The organism is Pseudonocardia thermophila (genome assembly GCF_900142365.1).
Taxonomy (GTDB): domain Bacteria; phylum Actinomycetota; class Actinomycetes; order Mycobacteriales; family Pseudonocardiaceae; genus Pseudonocardia; species Pseudonocardia thermophila.
On record NZ_FRAP01000001.1, the window covers coordinates 215,926 to 231,316 of the forward strand.

Sequence of the window (15,391 nt, forward strand, 5' to 3'; positions counted from 1 at the left end):
TCGTGACCGCACTCAGCCGCGGAAGGCGTCCGCGTTCGCGATCGCCCACTGCGCGAACGTGGTTGCCGGGCGGCCGGTGCCGTCGGCGACGGTGGTCGTCACCTGGATCGGGTTGTCGACCGGGCCGGCGAGCGCGGCGTCGACGTACCAGGCGGCGGACCCGCCCATCGTCGGCGTCAGCTCGGCGACCGACTCGTCGCGGGTGATCGCCTCGAACCGGATCGGCTCCTCGATCGCGGCGGCGATGCGCTCGGTCAGCTCGACGCGGGTGAGCACCTCGGGGCCGGTGAGGGTCAGCGCCGTGCCGACGTGGTCGCCGCTGCGCAGGGCGGCAGCAGCGACCCGGGCGACGTCGTCCATCGCGATCGGGGCGCTGCGGCCGTGCGGCCGGGGCTCGCGGACGGTCCGCCGCTCCACGATGCCGGGCGCCCAGATGTGCGCGTTCTCCATGAAGTCGCCGGGCCACAGGTGGGTCCACGAGACCCCGGCGGCCTCGACGGCCCGGGTGACACCGCCCCACCAGGACTCGTGCTCGCCGGAGAGATCGACGACGTGCTGCACGCCGGCCTCCGCTGCCATGGCGAGCACGGCGGCGGTGGTGCCCTGAAGCGGCGCCAGGTACATGCGCTCGACGCCGACCAGCGCGGCCCGCACGGTGTCGGGCCGGCGCAAGCTGCCTCGCGCGATCTCCACGCCGTCGGGCAGCGCGGCGCAGAGCGGCCGTGAGCGCTCGCACCTTCGGTGCGTCCGCGGCGACGAGGTGGTCGACCAGCATCCGGCCGATGTTGCCCGTCGCGCCAGTGACCAGGATCGTCATCAGGCCCCCGGGCAAAGAATCGGGTACACCGTACCCGATTTCTTGCCCGGGGTGGCCCGCTCAGCCGTAGCTGACGGTCTCCCCGTCGTCGGAGGCGTCCTTGGCCAGCCGCCGGGTCAGGTAGAGCAGCTCCAGCGCCAGCTCGGCGGCGCTGGCCATCGGGCCCGGGTCCTCGGTGCCTTCGGCGCCGAGCCGGCGGCCCACCTCGGTCAGCACGTCGATCGGGGGCAGCGCCGCGACGACCTCGATCGCCGGCACCCGCTCCCCGGTCCGCACCGGCGACTCGGCGACGGCCTCGGCGAGCGGGGTCAGCTCGATCCCGCGCAGGTGCCGGCGGGCCGTGGCCGCGATCGAGGTGCGCAGCAGGTGGGTGAGGTGCTCGTCCTCGCGGCCCTCCTCGCCCGCGGTGAACTCCAGCTTACCCCGCAGCACGCCGGGCACGGCCTCCAGGTCGACCGGCCGCGCGTACGCCCGTTCCTCGCCGGTGAGCGCCGCCCGGCGCAGCGCGGCCGCTGCGACCGTCTCGGCGCCCGCCACGGCGAACCGGGCCGACACGCCGGAGCCCTGGTCGATCGCGCTGGACTCGCGCAGGGAACGGGTGAACCGGGCGACGACCTCCAGCAGGTGCCGCGGTACCTCGGCGACCAGCTCGGCCTCCTGCTCGATGAGCGCGATCTCATCGTCCAGGGCCAGGGGGTAGTGGGTGCGCACCTCGGCGCCGAACCGGTCCTTCAGCGGGGTGATGATCCGGCCGCGGTTGGTGTAGTCCTCGGGGTTCGCCGAGGCGACCAGGAGCACGTCCAGCGGCAGCCGCAGGGTGTAGCCGCGGACCTGGATGTCGCGCTCCTCCATCACGTTCAGCAGCGCGACCTGGATGCGTTCGGCCAGGTCGGGCAGCTCGTTGATGGCGACGATGCCGCGGTGGGCGCGCGGGACGAGGCCGTAGTGGATCGTCTCCGGGTCACCCAGCGAGCGGCCCTCGGCGACCTTCACCGGGTCGACGTCGCCGATGAGGTCGGCGACGGCGGTGTCGGGCGTCGCGAGCTTCTCGGTGTAGCGCTCGTCGCGGTGGCGCCAGGCCACGGGCAGGTCGTCGCCCAGCTCGGCGGCGCGGCGGCGCGACTGGGGGGTGATCGGGGCGTACGGGTGTTCGCCCAGCTCGGAGCCCTCGATGACGGGGGTCCACTCGTCGAGCAGGTTGACCAGGGAGCGCAGCAGCCGGGTCTTGCCCTGGCCGCGTTCGCCGAGGAGCACGACGTCGTGGCCGGCGAGCAGGGCGCGCTCGAGCTGCGGCAGCACGGTGGTGTCGAACCCGACGATGCCGGGCCACGGGTCGCGGCCCTCGCGCAGCGCGGCGAGCAGGTTGTCGCGGATCTCGTCCTTCACCCCGCGCAGCTCGTGGCCGCTGGCGCGCAGCTCGCCGAGGGTACGGGGACGATCACTGGGTCGATCGGTCGGCACGACGCCCACGCTACGCCCGCTCAGTGTCCGGCGGCTCACGTCGAGGTTGCAGCGGTGGGGCGGGAACAGCGTCGAGAACGAAGTTGTGGTGATCGAACAGGCTCGTTGATCACCGCTGCTTCGTTCTCGACGCCGCCTCCGCCGAACACTTGATCTCGAGCCGGGTCGAGGTCCTAGCGTCGCGGGACATGCGAGCCATCGTGCAGAAGCAGTTGGGCGGGCCCGAGGTGCTGGAGCTCGCCGAGACCGCCGATCCCGAACCCGGGCCGGGACAGGTGCGGATCGCCGTCGCCGCCGCCGGCGTGCACGTCCTGGACACCGCGCTGCGCCGCGGCGACCCGCCGTTCCCGCCGCCGGAGCTGCCGTACGTGCCCGGCCGGGAGGTCGCCGGGACCGTCGACGCAGCCGGGCCGGACGTCGATCCGTCCTGGATCGGGCGCTCCGTGGTGGCGCACCTCGGCGCGGGTGGCAGCGGCGGGTACGCCTCCCTCGCCGTCGCCGCGGCCGAGTCGCTGCACCCGCTGCCGGATGGGCTGACGCCGGCCGCGGCCGTCACGATGATCGGCACCGGCCGCACCGCGCAGCTCCTGCTCGACGGCGCCGCGCTCACCGACGACGACGTCGTCCTCGTGACCGCGGCCGCCGGCGGGCTCGGCACGCTCCTCGTGCAGGCCGCCAGGCACGCCGGGGCGCGGGTCGTCGGGCTGGCGGGCGGACCGGCGAAGACGGAACGGGTGGCGGCGCTCGGCGCGCAGACCGTCGACTACCGCGCACCGGGCTGGCAGGACCGGCTGCGGACCGTCGCCGAGGGCGCCACGGTGGCGTTCGACGGGGTCGGCGGCGAGGTCGGCCGCGCCGTGCTCACCGCGCTGCGCCCCGGCGGGCGAGCACTCGTGTACGGGTTCTCGTCGGGCGACGAGGACTGGTTCACCGAGTCCCGCGCGCTGCGCTCGGACATCACGTTCCCACCTGCGCTCGACAAGCGGCCGACCGGGGCGGCGCTGCGCGACCTGGAGACGCGGGCGCTCGCCGCCGCCGCGGACGGCACCCTCGTCCCCGAGGTCACGACGTTCCCCCTGGCCGAGGCCGCGGCCGCGCACCGGGCGCTGGAGAGCCGCGCCACGGTGGGCAAGGTCGTGCTCGTCCCGTGATCGGGAACATCCGGAGCCGTCGCGACCGTTGACGTCCGACGTGCGATCTCCTGGGCGGACCGCCGCCCTCCTCGGCCTCCTGTTCGGCCTCGCCGGCACCGGGACGTCGGCCGCCACCGTCGTCCTGCCGGAGCTGGCGAGCGAGCTGGGCGTCGGACCGAGCACGGCGGCCTGGACGATCAGTGTGTACGCCGTGATGCTCGCGGTCGCGACTCCGCTGCACGGCCGACTGGCCGACGCGTACGGGCTGCGCGGGCCGCTGGTGGTGGGGTTGTCGGCGATGGTCGGCGGCTCGGTCGTCGCCGCGCTGGCGCCGACCTTCCCGGTGCTGCTCGCGGGCCGGGTGGTGCAGGGCTTCGGCGGCGCCAGCGTCCCGGTGCTCGCGACCGCGCTGATCTCGACGCTGTGGAGCGGACCGCAGCGAAGCAGCGCGCTCGGCAGGCTCGCCGGGATCGCGGCCGCGTTCAGCGCGCTCGGCCCGCTCCTGGGCGGCGCCCTGGAGGAGATCGGCGGCTGGCGGCTGGCGATCGCCGTCCCCGCGCTCGGCGTGGTCAGCCTGCCGTGGCTGGCCAGGCGCGCCCCGGCCGGCGGTACCGGGGAACGCATCGACCGGGTCGGGGCGCTGTTCGTCGCGGCCACCGCCGCGGGGCTGGTGCTGCTGCTCCAGTCGCCGTCGTCCGGCCCGGTCACGGCCATGATCGGAGCGGTGATGCTCGCCGTGGGCGTCCCCGCCGTCGCGATCTGGGTGCGCAGGCGGCCCACCGGGTTCCTGCCGCGGGTCGTCGTGACGAACCCGGTGGTGCTGCGCAGCGCGTTCGCCACCGCGGCCATCCCGGCAGCCTGGTTCGCCCTGCTGATCGGCGTGCCGCTGACGGCCGCCGAGTGGGGCTGGTCGCCGTTCGAGATCGGGCTGCTGCTCCTGCCGGCCGTCGCGGTCGGCATCGTCGCGCCCTGGCTCTCCCGCACCGCGCTGGGCCGGCTCGGTCCGCGCCGCACGATCGTGACCGGGGTCGGCATCGCGGTCGTCGCCATGCTGACGGGTGCGGCCGGAGCAGCGCTCGACTCCCCCGTCCTGCTCGCGTTCGCCGTTCTGGCGCTGAACACGGCGTTCGGGATCGGGCAGCCGGCCATGATCTCCGCGGTCGACGGGGCCGTCGACGCGGCCGAGCGCGGGATCGCGCTCGGCATCGCCTCGCTCGTCTTCCTCGCGGGCGCGAGCATCGGTGCTGCGCTCGTCGGCGGGCTGGCTGAGGTCACCGGCATCGCCGTCGCGCTGTGCGTCCTGGTGGCCCTGCCGGTCATGGGGCTGACCGTGCTGCTGCTCGGACCGCGGCAGCGCACGCCCGTGCGGGTGTGATCCGCCCGGTCCCCCGGGGCAACGAACGGCACTCTCGTCCACTCGGTGTGGACGAGAGTGCCGTTCGTTGCTCTCGGGCCCGGGTTTGCTCCTGTCCGATCCGCCCACGACACGGCCTCCGCCCGCGGAGGAAGGTGGGGGGCATGGACCAGCGCACCCCGTCACCCCTGCTCGACCGGATCGATCTCGGCGCTGCGGCGGACTTCCTCGCCACCCACGCGCGAGTGCTCGATCGCCGCCGGTTCGAACTGCTCATCGGCGAGGGCTCGCCTGATGCCCTCGCCGCCGCACTCGCCGCCTACCGCAACCCGGACGGCGGCTACGGCTGGGGCCTGGAGCCCGACCTGCGCTCCACCAGCAGCCAGCCGGGGCCGGCGCTGCACGCGTTCGAGGTGCTCGCCGAGCTCGCCGCCGCCGGGGCACCGGTACCCGAGGCGGTGGGGCTCTGCGACTGGCTGGCGTCGGTCACCGCACCCGAGGGCGGCCTGCGGTTCGCCGAGCCGTTCACCGATCGAGCCGGGTGCGCGCCGTTCTGGGTCGAACCCGCGCCCGGACCGTCGCTGCAGATCACCGCGATCGCCGTAGCCACCGCGTACGACGTGGCCCGCCACGAGCCCGCCGTCGCGGCCCATCCGTGGCTCGCGACCGCGACCCGCTTCTGCCTCGACGTCGCTGCGGCGCTGACCCCCGACGCGCACGCGATCGAGCTCGCCTTCACGCTGCGGTTCCTCGACGCCGTGCACGACGTCGAGGCGCGGGCCCGGGAGCTGATGGCGCGCCTGGGCAGCTTCCTGCCGCCGGACGGGATCCTCCCCGTCCAGGGCGGCGCGGAAGGTGAGTCGATGCGGCCGCTGGACGTGGCGCCGCACCCCGGGCGTCCGGTGCGGGAGCTGTTCTCCCCCGACGCCGTCGCCGCCGAACTCGACCGGCTCGCCGGACTGCAGCAGGCGGACGGGGGCTGGCCCGTGGAGTGGCAGACGTACTCGCCGGCCGCCGAGCTGGAGTGGCGCGGCTACCTGACCGTCCGCGCCCTCTCGGTGCTGCGCGCGAACGGTTGAGGGCTACGGGAGCAGCAGGAGGATCGTCGGGACGGCGACGAGCGCGACGGCGGCCAGCCGCACGCCCAGCTGCGCGGCGGGCGACAGCGGCGGCGGTGGATCGGCGATCCGGGCGAGCCGCCGGTCAAGGGCCGTGGTGAAGGAGCTGAGCGCCGCGGCCGGACTGGCGTGCCCCATCGAGCCGAGCGCCGCGGTCAGCTCGGCGGGCGCCGCGCGGCTGGCCGCCACGTCATCGGCCCGCATCTCGATCAGCGCCGCCACCGCGACCTGCGCGCACACCATGCCGCGCACGAACGGAGCGGTCGCGCCCCACGCCACGAACGGCAGCACCACGAGATCGTGCCGCTCCTTCAGGTGCGCCTGCTCGTGCGCGAGGACCGCCCGCACCTGCGCGGGATCGAGGGTGTCGAGCACTCCGGCCGACACGACCAGCCGGGACCGCAGCCCGGGCAGGCAGTACGCGACGGGCAGGGGGTGGTCGAGCACCCGCGCGTGCGGGGCGGCCGGCCACGGGGTGCCGAGCAGGTCGAGCAGGTTGCGGTGGCGGGCTCGGGCCCGCAGCGTGCGGACGGTGACGAAGACCAGCACCCCGATCAGCCACAGGCCGATCAGCAGCGCAACGACCAGGGCGATGCGGTGGCGCAGGTCGAAGTCCGGGGGCAGCGCACCGTCGCGCAGGGCCTCGACGGCCCCGAGGACGGCCGCCGGCAGCGACGAGCCGAACGGCGAGAGGCCGTACACGATGCCGGAGCCCAGCAGCGACAATCCGCCGGCCAGACCCACCGCCTGCCACAGCAGCAGCGCGCCCACCGGGTCGCGGGTCGGCCACTGCGCTGCGGCGAGGCGGCGGCTCACCGGCTCGGCGAGCAGGACGCCGAGCACGAGCAGCAGCAGCGCGGTCAGCTCCACGCGCCACCTCCCGACTCGCGACCTCACCGTCGCCACCAGGGTGCCAGCCGCCCTCCGGACGTCTGTCTGCAGGGCGGTGGTCCGCGAGGCTACCGGGCTCCGGTCAGCCGAGCAGGTCGCGCAGAGCGGCCCGCTCGTCGTCGCGCATGTTGCCGAGGAACCGGGCCAGCGCCGCGCCCCGGTCGGGGGCCGCGTCGAGCGCGTCGCGCATCAGCTCGGCGACGTGGTCCTCGCGGGTGGAGACCGCCCGGTAGCGGTGCGCCCGCCCGGCTCGCTCGCGCGTGACCAGGCCCTTGCGCTCGAGTCGGCTCAGCACGGTCAGCACGGTCGTCGTGGCGAGCTCGCGGCCGTGGAGGGACTCCTGCACATCACGGGCGGTGAGTGGTGAGTCCGCCGACCACAGGGTCTCCATCACGGCACGTTCCAACTCACCCAGTGACGCCACGCAACCATTCTACCCAGCGTAGAAGGGTGAGGGTAGCCTCAGTCCCTTCAGTGGACCTGCACCTGGTCGCCGACCTGGAGGAACTCGAAGAACGTCTTCGCGTCCTCGTGCGACAGCTTCACGCAGCCCGCGGACGGCGTCTCCCTGGTGCCCTCGTGGAAGGCGATGCCGCCCTCGGCGAAGAACACCGAGTAGGGCATCTCCACACCGAACTCGCGACTGGTGTACCGCTCGGCCTTCCACTGCACCGCGAAGGTGCCGCGCGGGGTGGGGGTCTCGGCGTCCCCGCTCATGATGCCGACCGGGCCCCGGACGATCTCCCCGCCGTCGAGCAACCACGCCCGCCCCTCCGAGATGTCCACGCACGCCCTGGCCGACTCCGTGCACGGCGTGCCCGCCACGACGGCACCGCTCGCCGGGGTCGGCGGCACGTACGGGGCGAGCTCCTCGGCAGCACTCACACCCACCACGGCGACGGTGGCCACAACGGCCAGCGCACCGGCCAGACCGGCCCGAACACTCGCACGCACGTTGTACCTCCCGAGGATCCGGTAACGACGTGCGACAGATTAATCACAGGGAGTGAAACTCGATCGAGTGCTCGGTGTGCCACCTTGCGTCATCGCCCGGTGAACACCGGAGCCCGCTTCTCGGCTCGCGCGCGCTGCCCTTCCTGCAGGTCCTCGCTGTTCCAGCAGGCCTCGAAGGCAGCCAGGAGCTCGGGGTCCCCGTTCGGCAGATCGGCCCGGTTCAGGACGAGCTTGTTGTAACGCAGCGTCAACGGCGCCATCGTCGCCAGGTCGGCCGCGAGCGCCAGCGCCGCATCGCGGTCCCCCAGGCGATCGACCAGCCCGCGGGCGTACGCCTGCTCGACGCCGATCTGCTCGCACGCCAGCAGCAGGGAGCGGGCCGTGCCGCCACCGGCCAGCTGCTCCAGCCGCCGGATCGTCCACGGGTCAACGGCCAGCCCGATCCGGGCCGTCGGCACACCGAACACCGCGGTGGGTGCGCCGACTCGCAGGTCCGCCGCGATCGCCAGCTGGGTGCCCGCCCCGATCGCCGGGCCGTTCACGGCCGCCACGACCGGCACCGGGGCGTCCATCACCGCCTGCAGGGCCGTGTAGAGGGCGGTGCGGAAGCCCTCGCCGTACACCTGGCCGAAGTCCGCGCCGGAGCAGAAGCTCGTCCCGGCCCCGGTGACCACGATCGCGCGCGCCCCGTCGGCGACCACCTCCGGCACGGCCTCGGCCAGCCGACGGCAGTGCTCCACGTCCAGCGCGTTGCGCCGCTCCTGCCGATCGAGCTCGATCAACCCGACGCCGTCGGTCACCGACACGGTGATCACGTTCGCGTGCTCCTTCCCTCGTCCTGCTGGCCCCGCGCAGTCTGACACGCGGTCAGGCGGCCGACCCGGTCCTATGCTCCCGACGTGACGGACGCGACGGCGCTGCGGATGGGGACTCCCGCCGGACGGTGGGTGCTCGCCACCACGGTGCTGGGCTCCGGCATCGTGATGATCGACGGCACGGTCGTCAACGTGGCCCTCGACCGCATCGGCGACGAGCTCGGAACCGGCTTCGCCGGACTGCAGTGGACGGTCAACGCCTACGCGCTCACGCTGGCCGCGCTGATCCTGCTCGGCGGTTCGCTGGGCGACCACCTGGGGCGGCGGCGGGTGTTCCTCATCGGCGTGATCTGGTTCGCGGCGGCGTCGACGCTGTGCGGGCTGGCGCCGGACATCGGCACGCTCGTCGCGGCGCGCGCCCTGCAGGGCGTCGGCGGGGCACTGCTCACCCCGGGGAGCCTGGCGCTGATCTCGGCGTCGTTCCACGGTCCCGACCGGGCCGCCGCGATCGGCGCCTGGTCCGGCCTCGGCGGGATCGCCGGCGCGATCGGGCCGTTCCTGGGCGGCTGGCTCGTCGAGTGGTCGTGGCGCGCGGTGTTCCTGATCAACGTCCCGATCGCCGCGGTCGTCGTCGCGGTGGCGCTGCGGCACGTGCCGGAGAGCCGCGATCCCGAGTCCGCCGCCGGGCTCGACGTCACCGGCACCGTGCTCGCCACCCTCGGCCTCGCCGCCACCACGTGCGGCCTGACCGGGCTGGCCGACCGCGGAGCGGCGCCCGATCTCATCACCGCACTGGTCGTCGGGCTGGTGGCGCTGGCCGTGTTCGCGGTCGTCGAACGCCGTTCGACGCACCCGCTGGTGCCGCCCGCGCTGTTCGCCGACCGGGTGTTCACCGCGATCAACGTCGCCACCCTGCTGATCTACGGCGCGCTCGGCGTCGTGTTCCTCCTGCTGGTGCTGCAGCTGCAGGTGGTGGCCGGCTTCAGCCCGCTCGCGGCCGGCACGGCGATGCTGCCGGTCACGGCGATCATGCTGCTGCTCTCGGCCCGGTCGGGCGCGCTGGCCGGGCGGATCGGGCCGCGCCCGCAGCTCGTGGTGGGGCCGCTCGTCAGCGCCACCGGTCTGCTGCTGCTCCTGCGGGTGGGCGAGGACGCGAACTGGTGGGCCGACGTGCTGCCGGCCGTCGTGGTGTTCGGCCTCGGGCTCGCTGCCACCGTCGCGCCGCTCACGGCGACCGTGCTCAACGCGGCCCCCGACCGGTACGCGGGCGCGGCGTCCGGGGTGAACAACGCGGTGGCGCGTGCCGCCGGACTGCTCGCGGTCGCCGTGATCCCCGGCATCGCCGGCATCACCGGCGCCGACCACACCGATCCGGTCGCCTTCGGCGCGGGGTTCCGGGTGGCGATGCTGATCTGCGCCGGGCTGCTCGGGGGCGCGGCCGTCGTGGCCGCGGTCACGGTGCAGCGGCGGGAGCGGCCCGAGCCGAGCGAGCGCGTGCGCATCGAGGAGTGCCTGCACTGCGGGGTGACCGGGCCGCAGACCCTGCCCAGGTCGGCAGACGGGTGACAGCAGGGGCGACGACCAGCGCCCCGCCTCGTACCCCGGACCGCCCCACCGCAGCTGACCGAGCACCGCAGGAGCACCTCGACGACTCACCAGACCGAGGGCCCCGATCCGCGCCGAAGGAGCCGGTGCGATCGACGCCGCAGCTCCCTGCCGTCCCGGCACCGACTCCGAGCCGTGGATCGAGGCCCGTACCTGGGCTACCGTTGCCCCGTGCCCGCCAACGACGGTTCGGCTCCCGCACCGGCGTCCGTCCGGGACGAGGTGCTCCGTTCGATCGCCCGCGGCGACCTGCGCCCCGGTTCCCCGCTCCCCGTCCACGTCCTCGCCGCGCGCACGTCCGCGTCCCCCGAGGACGTCGTCGCGGCGCTGGACGAGCTGGTCGAGATCGGCGTGGCGCGCGTGGCCGGCGGCGCGGTCGTCGTCGCGGAGACGGGCCCGGACAAGATGGCGGACGCCGACGAGGTCCGCCACATCATCGAGGAGGTGGCCGTCCGCCGGTTCGTGCGGCAGGCGACGCAGTCGCAGATCAACGCGCTGGGCCGAGCGTTGGCGGAGGTCGAGCGGGTCGCCGCCGAGCCCGAGCCGTCGCTGGAGCAGCTGATCCGCGCCCGCGACTGGTTCTTCGTCGTCCTGCTCCGCGCCGGTGGCCTGGCGACCCGCGACCTGCTGCGCAGGCTGCGCTCGCACGCGGGCCTGGTGATGTCGCTCGCGGTCGCGGGCCAGGGGCGGCCTGCGGAGCTCGTCGAGGAGCTGCGGGCCGTGCACCGCGCGCTCGCCGCCCGCGACGCCGACGCCGCCGTCGCCGCGTGCGACGAACACCGGCGCAACTCCACTGTGGCGGGGCTCCGCCAGCTCGGTGCCACGCCCTGATCGTCATACGATCTGCGTCGAATCCGCGCCGTCAGCGGGCCGGAGCCGCCTCCGATGCGCGCATGGCGGCGATCCCCAGCCGCGCGGCGGCGCGCACGTGCGCGATCAGGGCGGCGCCGGCCGCGGCGGCGTCGCGGGCCTCCGTCGCCTTGACGACCTCCCGCAGTTCCCGCACCGACTCCCGCGGGCGCTGCGGGTCCGCCGACAGCGACCCGGCCCGCAGCAGGCTCACCCGGGCGTGCAGCTGCGAGAGCGCGGTGCGCAGCGCGGAGTTGCCCGCGCCGGTGAGCAGGACGTCGTACATCGCGTCCTTGGCGCGCAGCACGTCGAGGGTGCCGGCGCCCTCGTCGACGAGGTCCTCGAGGTGGGTGAACGCCCGCCGAAGCGCCACGAGCTGGGAGTCGGAGGCGCGTTCGACGAACCGCTCGACGAGGTGCCGTTCGAGCACCTCGCGCAGGTCGTAGAGCTCCTCGGCCTCGTCCGGGGAGAGCGCGAGGACCACCGCGCCCTTCTGCGGGATCGTGCGCACGAGCCCCTCGGCGGCCAGCTCCCGGAGGACCTCGCGGATCGTGGTGCGCGAGACCCCGGTCATCTCGATGAGCTCGCGCTCCACCAGCCGCTGCCCCGGCTTGAAGCGCATCGTGAGGATGGCCTCGCGCAGCACCTCGAGGACCTGGACGCGCAGCGGCGCGGCGACCCGGCCGATCCGGTCCGCCAGCGACGGCAGCCCCTCGGGGTTCTCGGCGGTCATGGCGCCAACCCTACTGGATGTTCGTCATACGATCCGGCCGCTCACGCGGAGGCCAGCCCGAAGTGCAGCCGGGCGTTCGCCGCGAAGTACACGTCGGCCTGCGCCCCGATGTGGGTGCGGTACATGGCGACGTCGCGGAAGCAGCGCTGCAGCCGTGATCCGCGCTTGGCCGCGGCCGTGCCGCCTGTCGCGAACAGCCGGTCGACCGCCTCGGCGGCCAGCCGCGCCGCCTGCAGCATCATCCCGCGGCAGCGCGCGTCGACGGTGACGTCGAACGACCCGGTCCGCTCCCACTCCCGTCCGGCCGCGGTGTAGTCCGTGGCTGCCGCGACCAGCACCGCGAGCGCCGCATCGGTCAGGCTCTGGGCCTCACCGAACCAGCGCTGGTAGTCCGGGGATTCGCAGCGGCGCATCGGCGGCGGCAGCGCCGTCCTGCGGGTGCGCAGGATGTGCTCGTACTCGTCGAGCGCGGCCCGCGCCGCCCCGATCACGGGGGCTGCGAGCCCACCGAAGTAGATCGTCATCGACCGGCCGAGGTAGAGCGGGTTGCCGTGCAGCCGGTAGCCCGGAGTGCCCTCCGGCGGCATCGCGAACGTCGTCCAGTCGTAGGGCTGCACGAGGTGCTCGGGCACGAACGCGCCGTCGACGCGGACCGAGTTCGACCCCGTGCCCTGCAGGCCCAGGGTGGCGCCGCCGCCCCAGTCGTCGAGCACCGTGTAGTGCCCGCGCGGTAGCACGCAGGCCAACGGGACCGGGGACCCGTCGGTACCGGGCGCCTGCCCCATCGCCGTGGCGATGAAGTGGGTGGCGTGGGTGATCCCCGAGCAGTAGTCCCAGGTGCCGGTCACGCGGTACCCGCCGGGCACCCGCTCGGCGGTGCCCGTCGGCGCGGCCCGGTGCGGCGCGCAGAAGTGCCCGTCGGGGCCGAAGATCTCCTCCTGGGCCCGCTCGGAGAAGAACGAGGCGATGTGGAAAGCGTGGTCGGAGGCCAGGCACACCGCCCACCCGGTGCTCGGATCGCCGTGGGAGAGCTCGGTGATCAGCCGGAAGTAGGTGTCGAGGCCGAACTCGTAGCCGCCGTAGCGGCGCGGCTGCAGCACCCGGTAGAAGCCGGCCTCGGTGAAGAGCCTGTGCAGCCGCTCGGAGTAGCCGCCGCGCTCCTCGGTGAGCGGCGCCTCCGCGGCGATCTCCGCACGCAGGGCGACGGCGCGGGCGATCATGGCCTCGGGCGTGAGGTCCGGCTCGGGCGGGGCGATCCGGAGGGGTTCGGTCTGCGTCATGCCGCTCCCCCGCCCACCAGCCCGAGGTGCAGCTGCGCCAGCCTGCGGAAGGTCGTCTCCCGGAAGCCGGTGTTGCGGTGGCCGGCGATCGTCGTGAGATCGCGCCACACCCGCTCGAACCGCTGGCCCGCCTTGAGCGCGCTGGAGCCGACGTTGCGCAGCAGGTGTTCGTCGACCGCCGCCCACACCTGGACGACGGCCTCCCGCGCGACGACGCCGATGCGCTTCTCGTCCTCCTCGCTGTAGGGCGGCCCGCCGGCCGCAGTGCGCGCGCAGAGCTCCATGTGCTCCTCGGCGCACCGGATGACCAGCGCCTCGGCGGTGGCCAGCTTGCCCAGCGCGGTGCCGTACCAGCGCTGGTAGTCGGGATCGGCGATGCGGGGCACCATCGGCGGGGCGGGCGTCTTGCGCGTGCGCATCTGGTGCTCGAACTCGTCGAGCGCGTTGTAGCCGGCCCCGACGGCGAGCGCGCCGAGGGAGATCGTGAACGGGGCGAGCGCCCGGCCGACGTAGAGCGGGTTGCCGTGCAGGGCGAGGCCCGGCGTACCGTCGCTGACGTCGACGGCGACCATGTTCAGGTCCTCGACGACGAACTCGGCCGGGATCCACCCGTCGTCGAAGCGGATGCTCTGCGAGCCGCTGCCGCGCAGCCCCAGCGTGTCGCCCCAGTCGTCGAGCATCGTCCACTCGCTGCGCGGCGCGACGTAGAGCAGCACGTGCTCGGCCGCCTCCGCGCGCGGCAGGTGGGCGGGCAGGGCCTGGCCGAGGAAGTGCGTCGAGTACGGGATGCCCGAGCAGTAACGGACGGTGCCCTCGAGCCGCCACCCGTCGCCGGCCCGCTCGGCGCGCGCGTCCGGTGCGGCCACGGAGGCGCAGCGGAAGTCGCCGCTGCCGAAGATCTGCTCCTGCGCGGCCTGCGGGAAGTACGACGCGACCTGCAGCGCGTGGCTCGTCGCCAGCGCCCAGCACCACGCGGTCGACACGCAGCCGCGGGCCATCTCGATCTGCAGCCGGGCGAACGTGACGAGATCGAGCTCCAGTCCGCCGTAGCGACGCGGCTGCAGCACCCGGTAGAGGCCGGCGGCGCGGAACGCCTCGTGCAGCTCGGGCGAGTAGAAGGAGCGCTCCTCGGTCTCGGCCTGCGCGGCCACGAGCCGCGGGCGCAGGTCGATCACGGTGCGGACGAGCTGCTCGGGTGTCGGATCCGCCGCGGCGGGCGCTGCCGCGGTGGCAGTCGTGGTCATGGATCTCCCCGGTGGGTCAGCTGATGGACAGGACGGCGGTGAGCACCGCGCGCTTCGCGGCGGCGGCCAGCGCCTCGCCGGCGTCGGCGAGGGGGTAGGTGCGCTCGACGACGGCGGCGGGATCGAGCAGCCCCGCCTCCAGGACGCGGGCGAAGCGGGGCAGGTCGCGGCGCAGGTCGACGTTGCCGTACTGGCAGCTGCGGATCTCGCGGCCGTGCATGGCGAGCTGGTTGACGGGCAGCTCGACGGTGGCGTCGAAGCCCGACATCCCCATCGGCACGAGCACGCCGCCGCGCCGCGCGGCCAGGAACGCGGAGCGCACGACGTCGGCGTCACCGCCGACCGCCTCGAACACGACGTCGGCACCGCGGCCGCCCGTGAGGTCCCGGACTGCCGCGACGACGTCGCCGTCCGCAGGATCGACGACGTCGGTGGCGCCGAGCGCACGCACCCGCTCGCGCCGGCCGGGCACCGGCTCGACGGCGATGATCCGCACGGCGCCCGCCAGCCGGGCGCTCTGCACGAGCCAGCAGCCGATCCGACCGGCACCGAAGACCGCGACGGTGTCGCCCTCCGCGACGCGCGCGATGTTGAACACTGCTCCCATCGCGCTGCCCGCACCGCAGCTGAGCAGGCACAGGTGCTCGTCGGGCAGGGACGACTCGACGCGCACGAGCCCGTACTCGCGCACCAGGAGTTGCTCGGCGAACGTGCCCACGCCGCCGATCGCGCTGACGAGCGTCCCGTCGGCTCGGCGGGCGACGTAGCGGGGGTCGCCCTCGAAGATCTCCCGGCACTGGTGGCCTTCGCCGCGGTCGCACCAGTAGCAGTCCCCGCACGCCGGGGTGCCGGCGACGACGACGCGGTCCCCCGGGCGGACCGTGGTGACGGCGGGCCCGACCGCCTCCACCACGCCGGCGGCCGAGTGGCCGGGGATCGCCGGCGGCCGGGCCAGCTTGCCGGGCTTGAACGCGTAGGAGTCGGTGACGCAGACCTCCACGGCGCCCGGTCGGACGACGACGTCACGCGGCCCGGGCGCGAGGATCTCCAGGTCCTCGATGACCAGCGGTGTCTCGTACGCGGGTAGCACGACGGCTCGCACGCTCACCCCCTCTTCTTAGATTGCCATACAATCTG

At 74.5% G+C, this 15,391-nt stretch carries 15 protein-coding genes; 5 read left to right on the plus strand and 10 right to left on the minus strand.

Translation table 11 applies throughout. The features are described 5' to 3' along the window. Window positions 1-12: 12 nt before the first annotated feature. Together BUE41_RS01070 and BUE41_RS01075 are read right to left on the minus strand one after the other, a co-directional pair. Entirely contained in the window at window positions 13-693 is a 681-nt protein-coding gene (locus tag BUE41_RS01070) for a Rossmann-fold NAD(P)-binding domain-containing protein (protein WP_327194724.1), read from the minus strand. A 184-nt stretch (window positions 694-877) separates the two neighbouring features. Continuing rightward, window positions 878-2,278, minus strand: coding sequence for an ATP-binding protein (locus BUE41_RS01075; RefSeq protein ID WP_073455128.1), 1,401 nt, complete (start codon window positions 2,276-2,278; stop codon window positions 878-880). A 188-nt stretch (window positions 2,279-2,466) separates the two neighbouring features. Between BUE41_RS01075 and BUE41_RS01080 the strand changes: the two genes are divergently transcribed. The 3 genes from BUE41_RS01080 (at window position 2,467) to BUE41_RS01090 (ending at window position 5,844) form a co-directional block, all read left to right on the plus strand. After that, entirely contained in the window at window positions 2,467-3,429 is a 963-nt protein-coding gene (locus tag BUE41_RS01080; protein WP_073454909.1) for a zinc-binding dehydrogenase, read from the plus strand. 40 nt (window positions 3,430-3,469) lie between these two features. Continuing rightward, complete coding sequence (locus BUE41_RS01085) at window positions 3,470-4,786, plus strand: MFS transporter (protein WP_073454910.1); 1,317 nt, start codon at window positions 3,470-3,472, stop codon at window positions 4,784-4,786. Between the two features lie 143 nt (window positions 4,787-4,929). Beyond that, window positions 4,930-5,844, plus strand: a complete 915-nt coding sequence (locus tag BUE41_RS01090; RefSeq protein ID WP_073454911.1) for a hypothetical protein — start codon at window positions 4,930-4,932, stop codon at window positions 5,842-5,844. Between the two features lie 3 nt (window positions 5,845-5,847). On the opposite strand, the gene BUE41_RS01095 is transcribed toward BUE41_RS01090, so the two are convergent. The 4 genes from BUE41_RS01095 to BUE41_RS01110 form a co-directional block, all read right to left on the minus strand. After that, window positions 5,848-6,753 (minus strand): M56 family metallopeptidase, encoded by a 906-nt coding sequence (locus tag BUE41_RS01095; RefSeq protein WP_073454912.1) that lies wholly within the window; start codon window positions 6,751-6,753, stop codon window positions 5,848-5,850. 103 nt (window positions 6,754-6,856) lie between these two features. Further along, window positions 6,857-7,198, minus strand: coding sequence for a BlaI/MecI/CopY family transcriptional regulator (locus BUE41_RS01100; protein ID WP_073454913.1), 342 nt, complete (start codon window positions 7,196-7,198; stop codon window positions 6,857-6,859). Window positions 7,199-7,245: 47 nt separating this feature from the next. Next, window positions 7,246-7,728: a L,D-transpeptidase gene (locus BUE41_RS01105; RefSeq protein WP_234996867.1), complete on the minus strand. Its 483-nt coding sequence runs from the start codon at window positions 7,726-7,728 to the stop codon at window positions 7,246-7,248. A gap of 89 nt (window positions 7,729-7,817) precedes the next feature. Beyond that, on the minus strand, window positions 7,818-8,543 hold the full coding sequence (locus BUE41_RS01110; RefSeq protein ID WP_073454914.1) for an enoyl-CoA hydratase: 726 nt from the start codon (window positions 8,541-8,543) through the stop codon (window positions 7,818-7,820). Window positions 8,544-8,651: 108 nt separating this feature from the next. On the opposite strand from BUE41_RS01110, the gene BUE41_RS01115 reads away from it, so the two are divergent. Beyond that, window positions 8,652-10,109 carry an MFS transporter gene (locus tag BUE41_RS01115; protein ID WP_073455130.1) on the plus strand — a complete coding sequence of 486 codons (1,458 nt, stop codon included), beginning with the start codon at window positions 8,652-8,654 and terminating at the stop codon, window positions 10,107-10,109. A gap of 210 nt (window positions 10,110-10,319) precedes the next feature. Further along, entirely contained in the window at window positions 10,320-10,979 is a 660-nt protein-coding gene (locus tag BUE41_RS01120) for an FCD domain-containing protein (RefSeq protein ID WP_073454915.1), read from the plus strand. Between the two features lie 31 nt (window positions 10,980-11,010). Here BUE41_RS01120 and BUE41_RS01125 read toward each other — a convergent pair whose 3' ends face one another. From BUE41_RS01125 to BUE41_RS01140, 4 genes are read right to left on the minus strand one after another with little or no spacing between them, the layout of a single operon-like run. After that, window positions 11,011-11,730, minus strand: a complete 720-nt coding sequence (locus BUE41_RS01125; RefSeq protein WP_084754133.1) for a GntR family transcriptional regulator — start codon at window positions 11,728-11,730, stop codon at window positions 11,011-11,013. 41 nt (window positions 11,731-11,771) lie between these two features. After that, a complete protein-coding gene (locus BUE41_RS01130) occupies window positions 11,772-13,010 on the minus strand; it encodes an acyl-CoA dehydrogenase family protein (protein ID WP_073454916.1) in 1,239 nt (412 codons plus the stop codon). Then, window positions 13,007-14,254, minus strand: a complete 1,248-nt coding sequence (locus tag BUE41_RS01135) for an acyl-CoA dehydrogenase family protein (protein ID WP_073454917.1) — start codon at window positions 14,252-14,254, stop codon at window positions 13,007-13,009. The genes BUE41_RS01130 and BUE41_RS01135 overlap by 4 nt, the downstream gene beginning before the upstream one ends. 16 nt (window positions 14,255-14,270) lie before the next feature. After that, window positions 14,271-15,362 (minus strand): zinc-binding dehydrogenase, encoded by a 1,092-nt coding sequence (locus BUE41_RS01140; RefSeq protein WP_084754135.1) that lies wholly within the window; start codon window positions 15,360-15,362, stop codon window positions 14,271-14,273. Window positions 15,363-15,391 lie beyond the last annotated feature (29 nt).

Coding starts and splice junctions, on each gene's coding strand:
- BUE41_RS01125 (WP_084754133.1), bottom strand. CDS start 11,730: ATGACCGCCGAGAACCCCGAGGGGCTGCCGTCGCTGGCGGACCGGATC.
- BUE41_RS01090 (WP_073454911.1), top strand. CDS start 4,930: ATGGACCAGCGCACCCCGTCACCCCTGCTCGACCGGATCGATCTCGGC.
- BUE41_RS01115 (WP_073455130.1), top strand. CDS start 8,652: ATGGGGACTCCCGCCGGACGGTGGGTGCTCGCCACCACGGTGCTGGGC.
- BUE41_RS01135 (WP_073454917.1), bottom strand. CDS start 14,254: ATGACCACGACTGCCACCGCGGCAGCGCCCGCCGCGGCGGATCCGACA.
- BUE41_RS01080 (WP_073454909.1), top strand. CDS start 2,467: ATGCGAGCCATCGTGCAGAAGCAGTTGGGCGGGCCCGAGGTGCTGGAG.
- BUE41_RS01130 (WP_073454916.1), bottom strand. CDS start 13,010: ATGACGCAGACCGAACCCCTCCGGATCGCCCCGCCCGAGCCGGACCTC.